This window comes from Actinoplanes sp. CA-051413, assembly GCF_050955795.1.
Classification (GTDB): domain Bacteria; phylum Actinomycetota; class Actinomycetes; order Mycobacteriales; family Micromonosporaceae; genus Actinoplanes.
The window spans coordinates 8154181-8169748 of sequence record NZ_CP192100.1 but is presented as its reverse complement, the minus strand read 5'-3'; the positions used below and the strand labels follow the sequence as shown (position 1 = coordinate 8169748).

The following is a 15568-nucleotide window of genomic DNA, read 5'->3' as shown; positions in this document are numbered from 1 at the left end:
CCCGTGGGACTGCGGTTCGAGACGCGCCGGTCCGACTCGCCGTGGGTCGACGCCGTGTGGACCTGCGTGAGTGAGCAGGTCACCGCGATGACGTCCGTCGCCGGGGTGCGCTGGGGCCTGGTGTTCTGGACGCAGGCCGGCCAGGCGTACGCGGGCGTCACCGGTCCGGAGACCCGGACCGGAACGGCGCCCGTGCCGGAGGGCGCGACCTTCATGGGCATCGAGTTCGCCGTGGGCACCTCGTTGCGAGCCGTGCCCACCCCGGCGCTGGTCGACGGCGGTATCGGGCTTCCCGACACCACGCGCCGGACATTCCGGCTGGACGGTGCGCGCTGGGAGACTCCCGGCCCAGATGACGCGGAGGCCCTCGTCGCACGTCTTGTCCAGGGCGGGATCGTGGTCCGGGACCCGCTTGTCGCCGACGTGCTGCGGGGTCACCGCCCAGACGTCTCTGAGCGTACGGTCGAACGCCGGTTCCGCGCCGCGACCGGAATGACCCGGGGCGCGGTCCGGCAGATCGAGCGGGCCCGCGCAGCGGCGGAGCTGCTGGCGGGCGGCGACCCGGCCGCCGACGTCGTCGCCAAGCTCGACTACTTCGACGAGCCGCACCTGGCCCGGGCCCTGCGCTGCTACGTCGGGCGCACCGCGAGGCAGTTGCGCGAGGGCGACGGCGGCGCGATCGCCCTCGATCTGGATCAGCGCTTGACGTCGTAGACCAGCTTCAGGATCCCGTTCGAGTAGCTCTCCGACTCCCGCAGCGTGAGCATGTGCTTGTCCCGGTCGGCCCGGTCGAACAAGCTCTTCCCGGCACCGAGCAGCACGGGGAAGACGAGCAGGTGGTACCGGTCGATCAGGCCCGCGTCCGACAACCGCCGAGCCAGCTCGGCGCTCCCGTGGATGAAGATCGCGCCGCCCTCACCCTGCTTGAGCGCGACGACGTCCTCGGTCGAGCGCAGGATCGTCGTCGGACCCCACCCGTCGACCAGGGCGTCGTCGGTCAGCGTGCTCGACACGACGTACTTGGGCAGGTCCTTGTAGTCGGCGTGGTCCTCGGAACCGGGCCAGATCGACGCGAACGCCTGATAGCTGCGGCGGCCGAACATCAGCGCCGTCGTGTCGGCGAGTTCCTCACCCTTCAGCGACCAGGCCTCCGGGACGAACTCGAGGTCCTTGACCACCCAGCCGCCGCTGCGATGCTCCTCGCCCGGCCCGCCGCCGGGCGAGTCCACGACGCCGTCCAGCGACATGAAACCGGTGTAGACCAGGTCACGCATGGTGCTGTCTCCTCATGCTCGGGGGAGCGGTCGGATCCACGCTAGAACGCGGCCACGGCCGCCGTCTTGGACGGAAACGACAGCCACCCGAACGGCCAGGTGGTCGGGGACCGCTTCAGCCTGGCCACCCGGCACGCCGGCGGCACCGACCCACCGGCCCGGCCGGGCGGGATGGCCGAGGCCGCCCACTCCGCTGCCCGGGGCTGGCGCTGGGCTGGTTGGGCGGGGCCTGGCGGGATGGCCGGACCGCCCGGCTGGCGGTGGATCAGTTGGGGCCGAGCCCGACGGGATGGTTAGAACCGCCCACTTCCGTCGCCTGGGGCTGGGGCAGGCCGGGCGGGACAGCCCGGACCGCTCACTTCGCTGCCGGGGCTGGCGCTGGGCCGGTTGGGCCATACCGGGCGGGATGGCCGGGACCACCCACTTCGCTACCCAGGCCGGCGGCGGGCCGGTTAGTGCCCGGTCTGGCGGGATGGCCGAGGCCGCTCACTCCGCTGCGGGCAGGCTGTAGGCCAGGCTCGGGAACGCCGCGGACCAGTCCGGTGGGCGATTCGGAATCTTTGTGAGTTTTCCGGGACGCATAGACCGCTGACCGTTCGCGCCCCCACCGTGGCGGACCGGTCGGTTTCCGCTGGCCACGCGGCCCCGCGCCGTCCGCACCAGACCCCACCCCCGCCCACCCTCTTGGCCAAATGCCAACAGTCGGTGAGGGCAACCGCACCCGCCGCGACCAAGACCACTCCCGGCAAGGCGATAGCGGACTCCGCGTCTGTCGTCCCCACCGGCTTGCTGAGTATTATTCGCGTGCCCCCGAGTACATATCGGTGTCTATGCATGAAAGTCGCGCCCCCTCGCGGCTTGGACCCGGAGGAATCTCTTGCAACTGCGCCTCGCTGCCGGCCGGCCCCTCGGGCTTCCGGAAATTTTCCCGTTCGCTTTGATCCCGGCCGGTGTTCCGAGCCGTATGACAGGCGACGGGGAAAGCACCGGCTGGAGGATTCGATGCATGCGTTGGTCATGGAGCGGCTCACGCCGGACAGGGTGTGCGCGATGACGCAGCAGCGGTCCGGTGGTAGGTGGCAGGCTCTCGACGGAGGCCGTGGTGCGGACAATGATGATGCCGTGATTCCACGACAGGCCCGGCACGGGGCTGCGTCGGAGACGGCGAGCCACGAGGACACGCTTGTCCGCATGCTCTACGAGGAGCACGCGGGTCCCCTGCTGATGTTCGTGCTGCGGCTCACCGGCGGCGACCGGCAGCGGGCCGAGGACATCGTGCAGGAGACGCTCCTGCGGGCCTGGCGCAACGCGCACCGGCTCGGTGCCCAGGGTCAGCAGTCGTTGCGTCCGTGGCTGGTCACCGTCGCCCGGCGCATCGCCATCGACGATCACCGCAGCGTGAGCGCCCGGCCACCGGAGACGTACGACCGGGAGCTGGAGAGTTTTCCCAGCACCGCCGACGACACCGACCGCGTGTTGCAGCTCATGACCGTGACCGACGCGCTCCGTACGCTCAGCCAGTCGCACCGTGAGATCCTGGTCGAGACGTACTTCCGCGGCAAGACTGTTCCGGAGGCGGCCGAGGTTCTCGGCCTGCCGCTGGGCACTGCCAAGTCTCGTGTGTACTACGCCCTGCGGGCCCTGCGTACGGCCTTGCAGCAGCGGGGGGTGACGGAATGACACAGGAACAACACTTCGACGTCGCGTCGTACGCGCTGGGCGTGCTCGACGAGCGTGACGCCTCCCGCTTCGAGGATCACCTGATCGACTGCCCGGCCTGCGCCATCGAGCTCGAGTCGCTGCTGCCGGTCGTGGACATCCTCTCGGACGTGGACGCGGACGCCCTGGTGGCGACCGAGCAGTCGCGCCGGGACGGCCTGATGCTCAAGACGATGATCGGTGAGGTGAAGCGGGAACGTCGCCGGGCCAACAGCCGGCGGCTCTACTCGCTGGCCGCGGCGGTCGTGGTCTTCGCGATGCTCTCCATCGGCGCGCTCTTCGCCGGTGGTCAGTGGCTCGGCAACTCCGACCCGCAGAACCCGCAGCAGGCCCGGTCGAGCAAGCAGCTCGATCCGCTGCCGGCCGCCGAGGGCGGCACCGGTATCGGCGGGCCGGACCTGGTGGGCGAGCGGATCGGCGGCACGGATCCGCGCAGCGGCGTCAGCGCCGACGTGGGCCTGGAGGCCAAGGACTGGGGCACCCAGGTGTCGTTCGCGGTCTCCAACATCAAGGGTCCGCTGACCTGCCGGCTCGTCGTGGTCCGCCGGGACGGCGCCTCGGAGGTCCTGTCGTCCTGGAAGGTCGGCGACAAGGGCTGGGGCACGGCCGCGCAGCCCGAGCCGCTGCTGCTGCAGGCCGTCACGGCGCTGCCGCGGGCGGACATCGCCTTCCTGCAGATCCAGTCGGTGGACGACAAGGGCGGCACCGAGACGCTGGTTCGCGTTCCCTGATCTGAGACAGAACTACGAAGCCCGGCCGCGTCAGCGGCCGGGCTTCGCTGTTTCTGCGCCGGCGAAGGCCCAGCGCAAATGAATGGGCAATTACTGATTGCTAATCGGCCCGGCACGCTGTGCGACAAAGGCGCAGATGGGCCACTCAATCACGTACCGCGCCGGCGTTCGGTTCAATCCAAATTCAGAGAAATTGATTGGCCCGATTCTTCAACCGCCGGCGGCGCCGGCGCGTACTACAGCCCGAACACGGAGATCGACGATCCCAGTTGGAGGGCACCAGTGGTACCGGAGAAGCGGAAGTTGAAGGTCGTCGGCGCCTCTATCGCGGCGGCGTTCGTGCTGACCGGTTGCGCCCCGGCGGGACTGGACAACGCCAGCGACTACGGCGCGGAGCCGGCGGCGAACGCGGTCGACGCGACCGCCACCCCGAATCCCACCGCGGAGCCGGACGGTGACGCCCCCGAGGGTGACGAGGCCGACGCCCCGGAGCTCAGCGAGGACGAGGTCACCTCCGAGCTGAACGCGGCCAAGGTCAAGCGGATGGGCGAGACGGTCCAGAACGAGGACGGCTTCGTGCTGTACCGCTTCGACGACGACAAGGTGAAGCCCGAGGTCGTCTCCGAGTGCAACGGTGACTGCGCCAAGGTGTGGCCGCCCGCGGTCATCAACAAGGGTGAGAAGCCCAAGCTGAAGGGCGTCGACGCGGACAAGGTCGGCACCGTCACCCGCGAGGACGGCACGCTCCAGCTGACCATCGAGAAGTGGCCGGTGTACACCTACATCGGTGACAAGAAGGCCGGTCAGTGGAAGGGCCAGAACGTCGGCAAGAAGTGGTTCGTCATCACTCCCGACGGCAAGAAGAACCTGACCTGTCTCCCGGCCCCGTCCAAGGCTGTCGCACCGCCCGCGGACGAAGAGGAAGAGGGCGGCAGCGACTCGTCCGGTGACGCCGGTAGCGCCGAGTCAGGCTCCGACTACAGCTACTGATCGACCTGTACGGGTGGCGGCCGGTCGACGTCCACGGCGTCGGCCGGCTACCACCACGAAAGACCGGAACCGCTATAAGTCTTCGTTAAATCGGGCCTAAATACATCGCATTGACGGGCCCGTCAGGAAACGCTTCTCGTAGCGTTTCGCTCGATCGGCCGACAGGCCACCGGAATTGTTTACCCGAATCGTTGTCGGAGGTGTGAAAGATGATTGCCGCCCGCTCCTCGCGCCGGCTGCACCGCTGGCTGGTGGGCGTCCTGGCAATGGTCCTGACGGTCCTGCTGGCGCCGGCCGGGATGGCCCGCGCCGCGGAACCCGGCCCCGTGCCGGTCCCGCCGAACACCGGCCTGACCGACAAGGGCGCCGGCGCCGTCACTGCCGCCGATCGGGACTTCGTCATCAAGGTCCGGCTCGCCGGCCTGTGGGAGATCCCGGCCGGCAACATGGCCGTGGAGAAGTCCGAGGACCCCCGCGTCGTCAACATCGGCAAGTCGATCTCGCAGCAGCACGTGGTGCTGGACAAGCTCGACATCGCGGTCGCCAAGAAGCTGGGCATCGCGCTGCCGAACCAGCCGAACAGTGACCAGCAGGGCTGGCTGAACGAGATGAAGAACGCATCGTCGGCCGCGACCTTCGACCAGATCTACATCGACCGGCTGCGGGCCGCGCACGGCAAGATCTTCCCGGCCATCGCGACGATCCGGGCCAGCACCCGCAACGACTCGGTGCGCAAGCTCGCGCAGCAGGCGAACCAGTTCGTGATGACCCACATGACCCTGCTGGAAAGCAGCGGCATCGTCGATTACGGCTCGCTGCCGACCGCCCCGGCCCCGGCCGCGGCCGGTGGTGGCCCGGTGCCGGTCGACAACCAGATGCTCGCCGCGGCGGGCGCCGGCGGTGTACCGGGCGTGAACACCTCGGTCATCCTCCTCGTTCTCGCCGGTGCCCTCGTGGCCGGTGTGATCACCACCATGCGCATCTTCCGGACGCGATAGCCCGCGGACGGTCCGACCTGGCCAGCCGACCAGGCCGTACGGCATCACCCCCAGGCGGCTGCTCCACCGCCCGCCACGTGTGCGACAGAGAAAGGTGTCACCATGCGAAGGTCGCAGTACCGGCGCGAATCCTCGAAATCAAAGTGGTTCACCGGTCGGCGCCGGATCATCGCCGCGGTAGCCACCCTGGTTGCCTTCGGCGGCATTGTCACCGTCACGCAGGTCTCGGACGCGAGCACGAAGCGTTCCACCCAGCGTGCTCTGGCCGCCTGTAACAACATCCAGGCCCCGAAGTCGTCGAAGTTGTCGACCAAGACCAAGAAGGGCACCTACACCACCAACGGTGGCAAGGTGACCCAGCACGCGGACGACGGCGCCGGCGACGTGCCGACGACCGCGCAGATGCGCGCCCGCTGCCGGCAGTGGGTCATGCAGAACGCCGGCAACAACAGCGGCGGCGGCAACAACAACGGCGGCAACAACAACGGTGGCGCCGCGTCCCCGGCCCCCTCGGCCAGCAACGGCACCAACGCCGGCGAGGGCGGCAACACCGGTGGCGGCAACAACGGTGGCAACACCGGCGGTAACAACGGTGGCAACAACAACGGTGGCAACAACGGCGGCGGCGCCGCGACCCCGCCTCCGGGCGCTGGTCTGGGCATTCTGGCCAACAGCTGCGACGGCAGCCAGCTGACCGCGCACGACGGCTTCCAGAACGGCAACCGTTGTGTCTCCACCGAGTTCGGTGAGGTCGGCGCGCAGGAGAACAACCCGTCGCTGCTGATCACCGAGGCGCCCACCGAGGTCGCCCCGAACACGCCGTTCACCCTCAAGGTGAGCACCCGCAACCTGATCCGGGACCGCTTCCTCGCGGCCGGCCAGGGTGGTTACTACGTGGAGAGCTCGGTCCTGCAGGACGGCATCGTCCGGGGTCACTTCCACACCGCCTGCCGCATGCTGGCCAGCACCAACGAGGCTCCCGACCCGGCGCCGGTCCCCGCGTTCTTCGTGGCGACCGAGGACAAGCAGGGTGGCCGCGCCCCCGACACCGTGACCATCCAGGTCGCCGGGCTGCCTGCCGAGGGCGATGCACAGTGCGCCTCGTGGGCCGGTGACGGTTCGCACCGCATCCCGATGATGCAGCGCGCCAACCAGACCCCCGCCTTCGACGCGGTGCGCATCCGGGTCGGCGGCGGCGGTAACCAGGACCAGGGCGACCAGGGCCAGGGTGACCAGAACCAGGGCGGCGACCAGAACCAGGGTGGCCAGCAGGGCGGTCAGCAGGGCGGTCAGCAGGACCAGGGTGGCCAGCAGGGTGGCAACAACAACGACCAGAACCAGAACGGCCAGAACCAGAACTGAGTACGGAGCCCTGCCGCACCGGGACCGAACCCCGCGGGGCGCGCCACCTTCAGGTGTCGCCGCCCCGCGAGGGACCCCCCGTCGGGACCGGCCGCCGTCCACCCCCCTGAGGACGGCAAGACCTGCGGCAGGCGGTTCGGGTAAGGAATCGGCTGACGAAAGGAGGCGCGGGACCGCTCGAGCCGAGCTACGCAGCTCCGCTACCGGGTGACGCGGACCGACTCGGGTGTCCGCCAACCCGCACCGATGGCCCTGACCAGGAGCGCGGTCAGGGCCATCGGCATGTCCGCAGCCGGGAACGGGCCGGCCGGGCGGCAGGAAGTGACCCGGTGCCCGGAAGGTGGCCCGGGCGGCCAGATGGTGGCACAGTGTCCCGGGTGACGACGACGCGCCGGCTGCAGCTGCCGGACGGCTACCACTTCACCCGTACGGTGCGATCCCTGCTCGTCGTCCGCTACGACCCGTGCGGCACGTTCGACGACCGCGATTTCTGGCTCTCCGCGCGTACCCCCGAGGGTCCTGGCTCTCTGCATCTCGCCCGCGCCGGCGCGGAGCTCACCGCGACCGGGCACGGGCCCGGCGCGGCCTGGCTGGTCGATCGCGCGGACGCGATCGCCGGCCTGCGCGACGACCTCGGCGACTTCGCGGCCCGGGCGGTCGCGCACCCGGTGGTCGCGCGGCTGGCCAAGACCTTTTCCGGGGTACGCTTCCCCGCCACCGGCCAGGTCTTCCACCGGCTGCTCCGGGCGATTCTGGAGCAGAAGGTGACCGGCATCGAGGCGCACCGGGCGTACCGGGCGATCGTGAAGCACTTCGGCGAGCCGGCGCCGGGACCGGCCGGCCTGCTGCTGCCGCCCGACCCGCAGGCCGTCGCCACTACGCCGTACTGGGTCTTCCATCCCTTCGGCGTCGAGCAGCGCCGCACCCAGGCCCTGCAGCGGGCGGCCGTGGTCGCCGCCCGGCTGGAGCAGTGCGCCGACAGCGCCGAGGCCACCCGCCGGCTCACCGCGATCCCGGGCATCGGCCCGTGGACAGCCGCCGAGGTGGTCCGCACCACGTACGGCGACGCGGACGCGGTGAGCGTCGGCGACTTCCACATCCCCAACACGGTCGCCTGGGCGCTGGCCGGCGAGGCCCGCGGCACCGACGCCCGGATGCTGGAGCTGCTGGAGCCGTACGCCGGGCACCGCGGGCGGGTGTGCGACCTGCTGGCCGCCGGCGGGATCAGTGCCCCCAAATTCGGCCCGCGGATGCCCATCCGATCGTTCGCGAGGTTCTGACTGTCATCCGCCGGACGCACGTTGCACACTGGGGCGTGGCTTTCACGTTGACGATCGACTGCGGCGGCGGTGGCATCAAGGGGTCGGTGCTCGACGAGGCCGGCACGATGCGCGCCCAGCCGTTGCGTGTCCCGACGCCGTATCCGCTGCCCCCCGACCTGTTCGTCAAGACGCTGGTCGAGCTCGGCGAACGGCTGCCGACCGCGGACCGGGTGACCGTCGGGATGCCGGGCATGCTGCGCCACGGGGTGGTGGTCGCGACGCCGCACTACGTGACCCGCAGCGGCCCCCGGACGAAGGTGGACCCGGAGCTGGTCGACGCCTGGTACGGCTTCGACGCGCGGACCGCGCTGGCCGAGGCGTTCGGGCTGCCCACCTTGGTGCTCAACGACGCCGAGGTGCACGGCGCCGGGGTGGTCGCCGGCACCGGCTGCGAGCTGATCCTGACCCTGGGCACCGGGCTGGGCTGCGCGCTGTTCGACGGCGGCCAGCTCGCCCCGCACCTGGAGATGTCGCAGGCGCCGGTGCGGTGGGGGATGAGTTACGACACATACATCGGGGAACACGAGCGGCGCCGGCTCGGTGACGCGCTCTGGTCGCGGCGGGTCCGCAACGTGGTCGAGGGGCTGCGCCCGGTCTTCCTCTGGGACCGCATCTACCTGGGCGGCGGCAACTCGCGGCTGATCACGCCGACCCAGCTGGCCCGGATGGGCGACGACGTCGTGGTGGTGCCCAACACCGCCGGCATCGTCGGCGGGGTCCGCGCGTGGACGCTGCGGGCGGACGGCGGCCGATAGGTTCGCCTCGATAGGTTGGAGGCATGCTGAGCGTCCCGGCCGCCCTGCTTCTCGACTTCGGTGGTGTGCTCGCCGACGCCCCGCCACAGGATCCGGCGCCACCCGAGCTGGTGCTGCGGCTCTACAACGTGACCGACGGGACGCTGACACCCGGGGAGATCAACCGGTCGCTGACCGCCGGGCATCACGCGTACGCGCGGTGGCGGGACGAGGACCATCCCGATGAGCTCGGGCACGCCGAGGTCTGGCAGCGCTTTGTCACCGGGGAGTGGCCGCGGCGGGCTCAGGACGCCGTACGCCTGCACGCCACGAAGCTCAGCTACGACTGGGCCTGGCGTTCGACGTGGGCCCTGCGCCCCGGCATCCCGGAGGCGTTGCGGGCGGCCCGCGCCGCGGAGCTGCCGATGGCCGTCGTCAGCAACACACTGTGCGGGGCCGCGCACCGTGACTTCCTCACCAAGGCCGGCATCGGCGGTCTCTTCGGCGTGCAGATCTACAGCGACGAGGCCGGCGTCCGTAAGCCGAACCCGGAGATGATCTGGCGCGCCGCGCGCGACCTCGGGGTACGCGCGGAGAAGTGCTGGTTCGTCGGGGACAGCCGCCAGCGTGACGTCGTGTGCGCCCGGCGGGCCGACGTCGCGGCGGCCATCCTGATGCGGTCGTCACGCACCGACCGTGAGGACCCGGCTGCCTTCCCGGAGCCGGACGCCGTGGTCGAGGACGGCTTCGGCCTGCGTGACCTGCTGCCGGTGCGCTGAGACAGCCGGCCGGCTCAGGGCAAGTGGCCCAGGACCACGCGTTCCGAGGTGAGCAGGTAGTCGCGGAGCATCGCCGCCGCCTCGCGGGCCTGGCCGGCCTCGTAGCGGGCGGCGATCTCGTCGTTCATCGCGACGAACGGCCGGTGCAGCGCCTCGATGTTCGGCGCCGCGGCGAAGGCCAGCCGCAGCTCGGCGGTCAGCTGGCGCATCCAGCCATCGAGCCGCGGGCTGCCGGTCAGCGCCACGATCTGCTCGTGGAAGTGCATGTTCGCCGTGCCGACCGCGCGCCAGTCACCGGCCGCGACCCCGCGCTGGGCCTCGTCGACCGCGGCCCGCATCCCGGCGGCGCGGGGCGGATCGGTCGGGGCCTGCTCCAGCGCCGAGCATTCCAGCAGGACCCGCACCCGGTAGATGTCCGCGATCTGCGCCGAGCTCAGGGTGGCCACGAAGACACCCCGGTGCGGCCGGCGGACCAGCAGCCCCTCCTCGACCAGCGTCGAGAAAGCCTCCCGCAGCGTGTTGCGGGAGACGCCCAGCGGACCGGTCAGCGAGGACTCGGAGAGCCGGGTGCCCGGCGCCAGCTCGCCGTTGATCATCGAACTGCGCAGCTGCTCCACCGCCCTGGCCGCGGAGCCGGGCTTCTCCACCGTCGTCACCGGGTCAGTCAACCAGCCGCCGGAGCCGGCCCGTCACGCGGGCGCGACCACGAACCGCAGCCGGGCGCCCGGGCGGGCCTGCGCGGCGCGGTCGGCGGCGGCCGGGGTGAGCACGGCGATGACCGGATAGCCGCCGGTCACCGGGTGGTCGGCCTGGAAGACGATCGGGTGCCCGTCCGGTGGCACCTGAACCGAGCCGCGGACCACGCCTTCGCTGGGTAGCTCGTCGGTGCGGGCGCGGGCCAGCACGGGTCCGTCCAGGCGGAGGCCGACGGAGTCGCTGCTGGGGGAGACGGTGAACTCCGCGCTGAGCAGAGTCTCGATCGCCGCGGCGGTGAACCAGTCGTCCCGCGGCCCGAGGTCAACCTCAAGCGGTGCGTCCGGGTCTCCCGCTTGGGGTGGCACGTCGACGGATGACGGTGCCGTGGGAGCTGGGCCGATGGGCAGGGTGTCGCCGACTGCCGGTTTGGCGGGGCCGATCCCCGCGAGCCGGTCGGTGGAGCGCGAGCCCAGCACCGCAGGCACGGCCAGACCACCGCGAACGGCAAGATAGCTACGCAGCCCCCGCCGCGGCATGGTCACCGCCACCTCGGCCCCGGCCGGGACGCTGACGACCTCCTCGACCGCCGTCCGCGTACCGTCCACAGTGAGCACCGCGTCCGTACCTGTCAGCGCGACCGTCGCCGGTTCGTCGAAGCGGACCCGCAGGCCGCCCAGAGTGCACTCCAGCACCGCAGCCCCGCGCGGGTTGCCGACCAGCGCGTTCGCCCGGGCGTACGCGCCGCGGTCCACCGCCCCGGAGGGCGCCACCCCCTGCCCGGCGTGCCCGGGCCGGCCCTCGTCCTTGATCACCGTCAGCGGTCCGGTGCGCAGGATGGTCATGGTCATCGGTCCACCGCCTTGAAGATCACTTCGACGCCGGGGACCAGCAGGGCCGGCTCGGGCCGGTCCAGGTCCCACATGCGTTCCGTGGTGCTGCCGATCAGTTGCCAGCCGCCCGGGCTGTCGCTGGGGTAGACGCCCGAGAAGCGGCCCGCCAGCCCGACCGAGCCGGCCGGGATCCGGGTGCGGGGCGAGTCGCGCCGGGGTACGTCGAGCCGGGGGTCGCCGCCGGTGAGGTAGCCGAAGCCGGGGACGAAGCCGGCGAAGGCCACCGTCCACCGCGAACCGGTGTGCAGCTCGACCACCTCGTCGGGGCTGAGACCGGTGCGTTCGGCCACCTCGGCGAGGTCGGGGCCGTCGTAGCGCACCGGAATCTCCACAGTGCCGCTCCCGGCCTCGCGCTGGGCGTCGATGCGCAGGCCGGCGGTGGCCTCCTGCACGGCCGCCGGCGAGGTGACCGCCGGATCGATCTTGATCAGCACTGTGCGGGCGGCGGGCACCAGATCGACCACCCCGGGCAGGGCGGCCGACCGCAGCGCGGCGTAGAGGGCCAGGGCCGCGTCGAGGTCGTCGACCTCGGCCAGCAGCGCCTCGCGGCCGCAGCGGAGAAAACTCGTCATCGCTCATATTCCGTGTCGGGGACGTCGGTCACGAACATGTGGCCGGGCGCGTGGGTGATCGCGTACGGCACCTGGGATGCCATCACGGCTGCCTGCGGGGTCACGCCGCAGGCCCAGAACACCGGGACCTCGCCCGGGCGGATCTCCACCGGCTCGCCGAAGTCGGGCCGGTCCAGGTCGGTGATACCGAGCCCGGCCGGGTCACCGATGTGCACCGGGGCGCCGTGCACGGCCGGGAAGCGCGCGCTGATCGTGACGGCCTCGGCCACCCGCTCCGCGGGGATGGGCCGCATCGAGACGACGAGCTCACCGCGCATCCGCCCGGCCGGTCGGCAGTTCCGGGAGGTACGGAACATCGGCACGTTGCGGCCCGTGGAGATGTGCCGCACGTCGATGCCGGCGGCGATCAGTGACGCCTCGAAGCTGAAGCTGCACCCGATCAGGAACGCCACCAGGTCGTCGCGCCACGCGGCGGTGGCGTCCGGCACCTCCTCGACGAGCCGGCCGTCCCGCCAGATCCGGTACAGCGGCAGGTCGGTGCGCAGGTCGGCGCCCTCGGCCAGCACGGTGGCCGGTGAGCCCGGGTCGCTGACGTCCAGCACCGGGCACGGCTTGGGGTTGCGCTGGGCGTACAGCAGCATGTCCCAGGCCCAGTCGCGGGGCACGGCGATCAGGTTGGCCTGGGCCACGCCGGGGGCCAGTCCGGCGGTCGGGCGGATCAGCCCGGCCCGGAACGTGGCCCGCAGGTCGGCGGCCGGCTTCACGAGCCGGTCCCGGCGAACGCGGTGATCGTCACTCCGGCGTCGGAGAGGGCGTCGTGGACCGCCCGGGCCATCGCCACCGCGCCCGGGGAGTCACCGTGTACGCAGATCGAGTCGGCCTCCACCTTGACCACCGAGCCGTCCACCGCGACCAGGGTCCGGTCCGTGACCAGCCGCAGCATCCGTTCGGCGACCTCGGCCGGGTCGTGCAGCAACGCGCCGGGCTCGCGCCGCGGGACCAGCGTTCCGTCGGGGTTGTACCCGCGGTCGGCGAAGGCCTCGCGGACGGTGGTCAGCCCGGCCTCCTCGGCCCGGTGCAGGAAGACCGAGCCGGGCAGGCCGAGCACGGGCAGGTCCGGGTCGTACCGGCGGACGGCCTCGACCACGGCGGCGGCCTGCTGCTCGTGGTGCACGATCGAGTTGTAGAGCGCGCCGTGCGGCTTGACGTAGAGCACCCGGTCGCCGGCCGCCCGGGCCAGCCCGTCCAGCGCGCCGAGCTGGTAGATCACGTCCGCGGTCAGGTCGGCGCTGTCGTAGTCGATGAAGCGCCGGCCGAAGCCCGCGAGGTCCCGGTAGCCGACCTGGGCGCCGATCACGACGCCCTTGGAGACGGCCCGTTCGCAGGTGGCCATCAGGGTCCGCGGGTCGCCGGCGTGGAAGCCGCAGGCGATGTTGGCGCTGCTGACCACGTCGAGCATGGCGTTGTCGTCGCCGAGCTGCCAGGTGCCGAAGCCCTCGCCGAGGTCGCTGTTGAGATCCATTGTTTCTCCTCCAGGTCAGCCGGCGAGGTATTCGAAGATCGAGCGGGCCGAGGTGATGCCCATGTACCAGGTCAGTGCCGCGACCACCGCGCCGAGGACGAGCAGCCACATCGGGTACGCGTACCCCCGCAGCAGTTCGCGCCGGCGCCAGGCGGCGTACAGCAGGATGGTGAACCCGATCGGCAGGATCAGCCCGTTGAACCCGCCGGCGAAGACCAGCAGGGCCGACGGCGCCGTACCGATCAGCAGGAAGATGGTCGTGGTGACGGCGATGAACGCGACCGTCGCCCAGGACCGGGGGCGCGGCTCGCTGAAGCGCTTGGAGAAGGCGTCGAAGAACGACACCGAGGTGAACGCCGCGCCGACCACCGAGGTGATGGCCGCCGCCCAGAGGATCACGCCGAACGCCCGCAGCCCGAACTCGCCGGCCGCCGACTCGAAGGCCTGCGCGGTCGCGTTGCCCTTGGTGTTGAGCACGACGCCACTGCTGACCACGCCGAGGATTGCCAGGAAGAGCACGAAGCGCATGAGGCCGGTGACGGCGATGCCGGTCAGGGCGCCCCGGGTGACCTCGCGGGCGTGCTCGGGGCCGGTGGTGCCGCTGTCCAGCAGCCGGTGCGCGCCGGAGTAGGTGATGTAGCCGCCGACCGTACCGCCGATGATCGTGGTGATCGCGGCGAAGTCGATCTCCTCGGGCAGGACCGTCTGGCGCAACGCCTCGCCGACCGGTGGGTCCGAGACGATCGCGACGTACACGGTCAGCACGATCATCAGGACGCCGAGCCCGATGAGCAGCCGGTCCATCGCCATCCCGGCCCGCTTGACCAGGAAGATGGAGATCGCGATCAGCGCACTGATCAGGCCGCCGAGCTTCGGGTCCAGGCCCAGGGCGGCGTTAAGGCCGAGTCCCGAGCCGGCCACGTTGCCGATGTTGAAGACAAGTCCGCCGAGGATGACCAGCGCCGCGAGCAGATGGCCGGCGCCCGGCACGACGGCGTTGGCGAGCTCGTGCGCCCGCTTGCCGCTGACCGAGATGATCCGCCAGATGTTCATCTGGACGACGAAGTCCACCAGGATCGACATCAGGATGCCGAACGCGAACGCGGCGCCCAGGGCCGCCGTGAAAGTGGTGGTCTGGGTGATGAATCCGGGCCCGATCGCGCTGGTCGCCATCAGGAAGATGGCGCCGATCAGGGCGGTCCGGCGGGTGCGGGCGGGAGTGGGCGTCTGCGTGGTCATGGGCGCTCCTCGGATCGGGGTAGTTCGATGGAGGCACCCCTGACGGTAGGGATTGTTCAACGATCCCACAAGAGTTGTTGAACAATCCGCGGTTACCGGCTCGTGAAATCCACCTGCCAGACGCTGGTCCGCCGTACCGGCACCGACTCCAGCGCCTCCAGCACCGGCACCTCGTACGTCGCCCGCCGGATCATCCCGTCGACCGGCAGGTAGGCCCGCCCCGGATCCCCGACCAGCACCAACGCGCCGCGCCCGGCCGCGCGCCGCAGGAACGGCAGCACCTGCCCGGCCATCTCCCGGCTGTAGAACACGTCCCCGGCCAGGATCACATCGGCGTCCGGATACCCGCTCGCGAGCAGATCACCCTCCACCAGCCGGATCGGCACACCGTTGGCCTCCGCGTTGGCCTCGGCGGCGGCCAGTGAGAGCGGGTCGATGTCGTTGGCCGTGACGATGCGGGCCCCGGCGCGGGCCGCCGCCACCGCGACCAGGCCCGAGCCGGTCGCCAGGTCCAGCACCGCCCGCCCGCTGACCAGGTCGGGTTCGTCGAGCACGTGCCGCGCCAGGGCCTGGCCACCGGCCCAGGCGAACGCCCAGAACGGCGGCGGCTGCTCGGCGCCGGCCGCCTCGGTGCGCTCCCAGAGCTCGATCGGCTCCTCGGCCTGGTACAGCACCAGTTCGGGGAGGAAGGGCACGGGCGCGAGCCGTGTGTTGGCGCGGACGAAGTCGGTGGACACGTA

The 15568-nt window shown here is 71.3% G+C and carries 17 protein-coding genes; 9 read left to right on the top strand and 8 right to left on the bottom strand.

Going from position 1 to position 15568, the window contains the following annotated elements; all coding sequences use genetic code 11:
• Nucleotides 1-3: 3 nt before the first annotated feature.
• On the top strand, nt 4-714 hold the full coding sequence (locus ACQP2Y_RS38480) for a helix-turn-helix domain-containing protein (protein WP_433721265.1): 711 nt from the start codon (nt 4-6) through the stop codon (nt 712-714).
• Here ACQP2Y_RS38480 and ACQP2Y_RS38475 read toward each other — a convergent pair.
• Complete coding sequence (locus ACQP2Y_RS38475) at nt 696-1274, bottom strand: dihydrofolate reductase family protein (RefSeq protein WP_433721263.1); 579 nt, start codon at nt 1272-1274, stop codon at nt 696-698. The genes ACQP2Y_RS38480 and ACQP2Y_RS38475 overlap by 19 nt on opposite strands.
• Nucleotides 1275-2276: 1002 nt before the next feature.
• On the opposite strand from ACQP2Y_RS38475, the gene ACQP2Y_RS38470 reads away from it, so the two are divergent.
• The 8 genes from ACQP2Y_RS38470 (at nt 2277) to ACQP2Y_RS38435 (ending at nt 9909) form a co-directional block, all read left to right on the top strand.
• Nucleotides 2277-2954 carry a sigma-70 family RNA polymerase sigma factor gene (locus ACQP2Y_RS38470; RefSeq protein ID WP_212987627.1) on the top strand — a complete coding sequence of 226 codons (678 nt, stop codon included), beginning with the start codon at nt 2277-2279 and terminating at the stop codon, nt 2952-2954.
• On the top strand, nt 2951-3724 hold the full coding sequence (locus ACQP2Y_RS38465) for an anti-sigma factor family protein (RefSeq protein ID WP_433721262.1): 774 nt from the start codon (nt 2951-2953) through the stop codon (nt 3722-3724). The genes ACQP2Y_RS38470 and ACQP2Y_RS38465 overlap by 4 nt, the downstream gene beginning before the upstream one ends.
• A gap of 303 nt (nt 3725-4027) precedes the next feature.
• Complete coding sequence (locus ACQP2Y_RS38460; RefSeq protein ID WP_433721260.1) at nt 4028-4714, top strand: COG4315 family predicted lipoprotein; 687 nt, start codon at nt 4028-4030, stop codon at nt 4712-4714.
• 209 nt (nt 4715-4923) lie between these two features.
• A complete protein-coding gene (locus ACQP2Y_RS38455) occupies nt 4924-5712 on the top strand; it encodes a DUF4142 domain-containing protein (RefSeq protein ID WP_433721258.1) in 789 nt (262 codons plus the stop codon).
• A gap of 102 nt (nt 5713-5814) precedes the next feature.
• Nucleotides 5815-7074: a Pecanex-like protein 1 gene (locus ACQP2Y_RS38450; RefSeq protein WP_433721256.1), complete on the top strand. Its 1260-nt coding sequence runs from the start codon at nt 5815-5817 to the stop codon at nt 7072-7074.
• Between the two features lie 368 nt (nt 7075-7442).
• Complete coding sequence (locus ACQP2Y_RS38445) at nt 7443-8354, top strand: DNA-3-methyladenine glycosylase family protein (protein WP_433721254.1); 912 nt, start codon at nt 7443-7445, stop codon at nt 8352-8354.
• Nucleotides 8355-8389: 35 nt separating this feature from the next.
• Entirely contained in the window at nt 8390-9151 is a 762-nt protein-coding gene (locus ACQP2Y_RS38440; protein ID WP_433721252.1) for an ROK family protein, read from the top strand.
• A gap of 23 nt (nt 9152-9174) precedes the next feature.
• Nucleotides 9175-9909 (top strand): HAD family hydrolase, encoded by a 735-nt coding sequence (locus tag ACQP2Y_RS38435; protein ID WP_433721250.1) that lies wholly within the window; start codon nt 9175-9177, stop codon nt 9907-9909.
• A gap of 14 nt (nt 9910-9923) precedes the next feature.
• Here ACQP2Y_RS38435 and ACQP2Y_RS38430 read toward each other — a convergent pair whose 3' ends face one another.
• The 7 genes from ACQP2Y_RS38430 to ACQP2Y_RS38400 form a co-directional block, all read right to left on the bottom strand.
• Nucleotides 9924-10565 (bottom strand): GntR family transcriptional regulator, encoded by a 642-nt coding sequence (locus ACQP2Y_RS38430; protein ID WP_433721248.1) that lies wholly within the window; start codon nt 10563-10565, stop codon nt 9924-9926.
• A gap of 33 nt (nt 10566-10598) precedes the next feature.
• Nucleotides 10599-11453 (bottom strand): biotin-dependent carboxyltransferase family protein, encoded by an 855-nt coding sequence (locus ACQP2Y_RS38425; RefSeq protein WP_433721246.1) that lies wholly within the window; start codon nt 11451-11453, stop codon nt 10599-10601.
• On the bottom strand, nt 11450-12067 hold the full coding sequence (locus tag ACQP2Y_RS38420; RefSeq protein ID WP_433721244.1) for a 5-oxoprolinase subunit B family protein: 618 nt from the start codon (nt 12065-12067) through the stop codon (nt 11450-11452). Before ACQP2Y_RS38420 ends, ACQP2Y_RS38425 begins: the two co-directional genes overlap by 4 nt.
• Complete coding sequence (locus tag ACQP2Y_RS38415) at nt 12064-12831, bottom strand: putative hydro-lyase (RefSeq protein WP_433721242.1); 768 nt, start codon at nt 12829-12831, stop codon at nt 12064-12066. Before ACQP2Y_RS38415 ends, ACQP2Y_RS38420 begins: the two co-directional genes overlap by 4 nt.
• Nucleotides 12828-13589, bottom strand: coding sequence for a LamB/YcsF family protein (locus tag ACQP2Y_RS38410; protein ID WP_433721240.1), 762 nt, complete (start codon nt 13587-13589; stop codon nt 12828-12830). Before ACQP2Y_RS38410 ends, ACQP2Y_RS38415 begins: the two co-directional genes overlap by 4 nt.
• Before the next feature lie 15 nt (nt 13590-13604).
• Nucleotides 13605-14828: an NRAMP family divalent metal transporter gene (locus tag ACQP2Y_RS38405; protein ID WP_433721239.1), complete on the bottom strand. Its 1224-nt coding sequence runs from the start codon at nt 14826-14828 to the stop codon at nt 13605-13607.
• A gap of 92 nt (nt 14829-14920) precedes the next feature.
• Nucleotides 14921-15565, bottom strand: coding sequence for a class I SAM-dependent methyltransferase (locus ACQP2Y_RS38400; protein ID WP_433721237.1), 645 nt, complete (start codon nt 15563-15565; stop codon nt 14921-14923).
• Nucleotides 15566-15568: the final 3 nt, after the last annotated feature.

Coding starts and splice junctions, on each gene's coding strand:
- ACQP2Y_RS38435 (WP_433721250.1), top strand. CDS start 9,175: ATGCTGAGCGTCCCGGCCGCCCTGCTTCTCGACTTCGGTGGTGTGCTC.
- ACQP2Y_RS38470 (WP_212987627.1), top strand. CDS start 2,277: ATGCATGCGTTGGTCATGGAGCGGCTCACGCCGGACAGGGTGTGCGCG.
- ACQP2Y_RS38420 (WP_433721244.1), bottom strand. CDS start 12,067: ATGACGAGTTTTCTCCGCTGCGGCCGCGAGGCGCTGCTGGCCGAGGTC.
- ACQP2Y_RS38425 (WP_433721246.1), bottom strand. CDS start 11,453: ATGACCATGACCATCCTGCGCACCGGACCGCTGACGGTGATCAAGGAC.
- ACQP2Y_RS38410 (WP_433721240.1), bottom strand. CDS start 13,589: ATGGATCTCAACAGCGACCTCGGCGAGGGCTTCGGCACCTGGCAGCTC.
- ACQP2Y_RS38405 (WP_433721239.1), bottom strand. CDS start 14,828: ATGACCACGCAGACGCCCACTCCCGCCCGCACCCGCCGGACCGCCCTG.
- ACQP2Y_RS38475 (WP_433721263.1), bottom strand. CDS start 1,274: ATGCGTGACCTGGTCTACACCGGTTTCATGTCGCTGGACGGCGTCGTG.
- ACQP2Y_RS38465 (WP_433721262.1), top strand. CDS start 2,951: ATGACACAGGAACAACACTTCGACGTCGCGTCGTACGCGCTGGGCGTG.
- ACQP2Y_RS38455 (WP_433721258.1), top strand. CDS start 4,924: ATGATTGCCGCCCGCTCCTCGCGCCGGCTGCACCGCTGGCTGGTGGGC.
- ACQP2Y_RS38450 (WP_433721256.1), top strand. CDS start 5,815: ATGCGAAGGTCGCAGTACCGGCGCGAATCCTCGAAATCAAAGTGGTTC.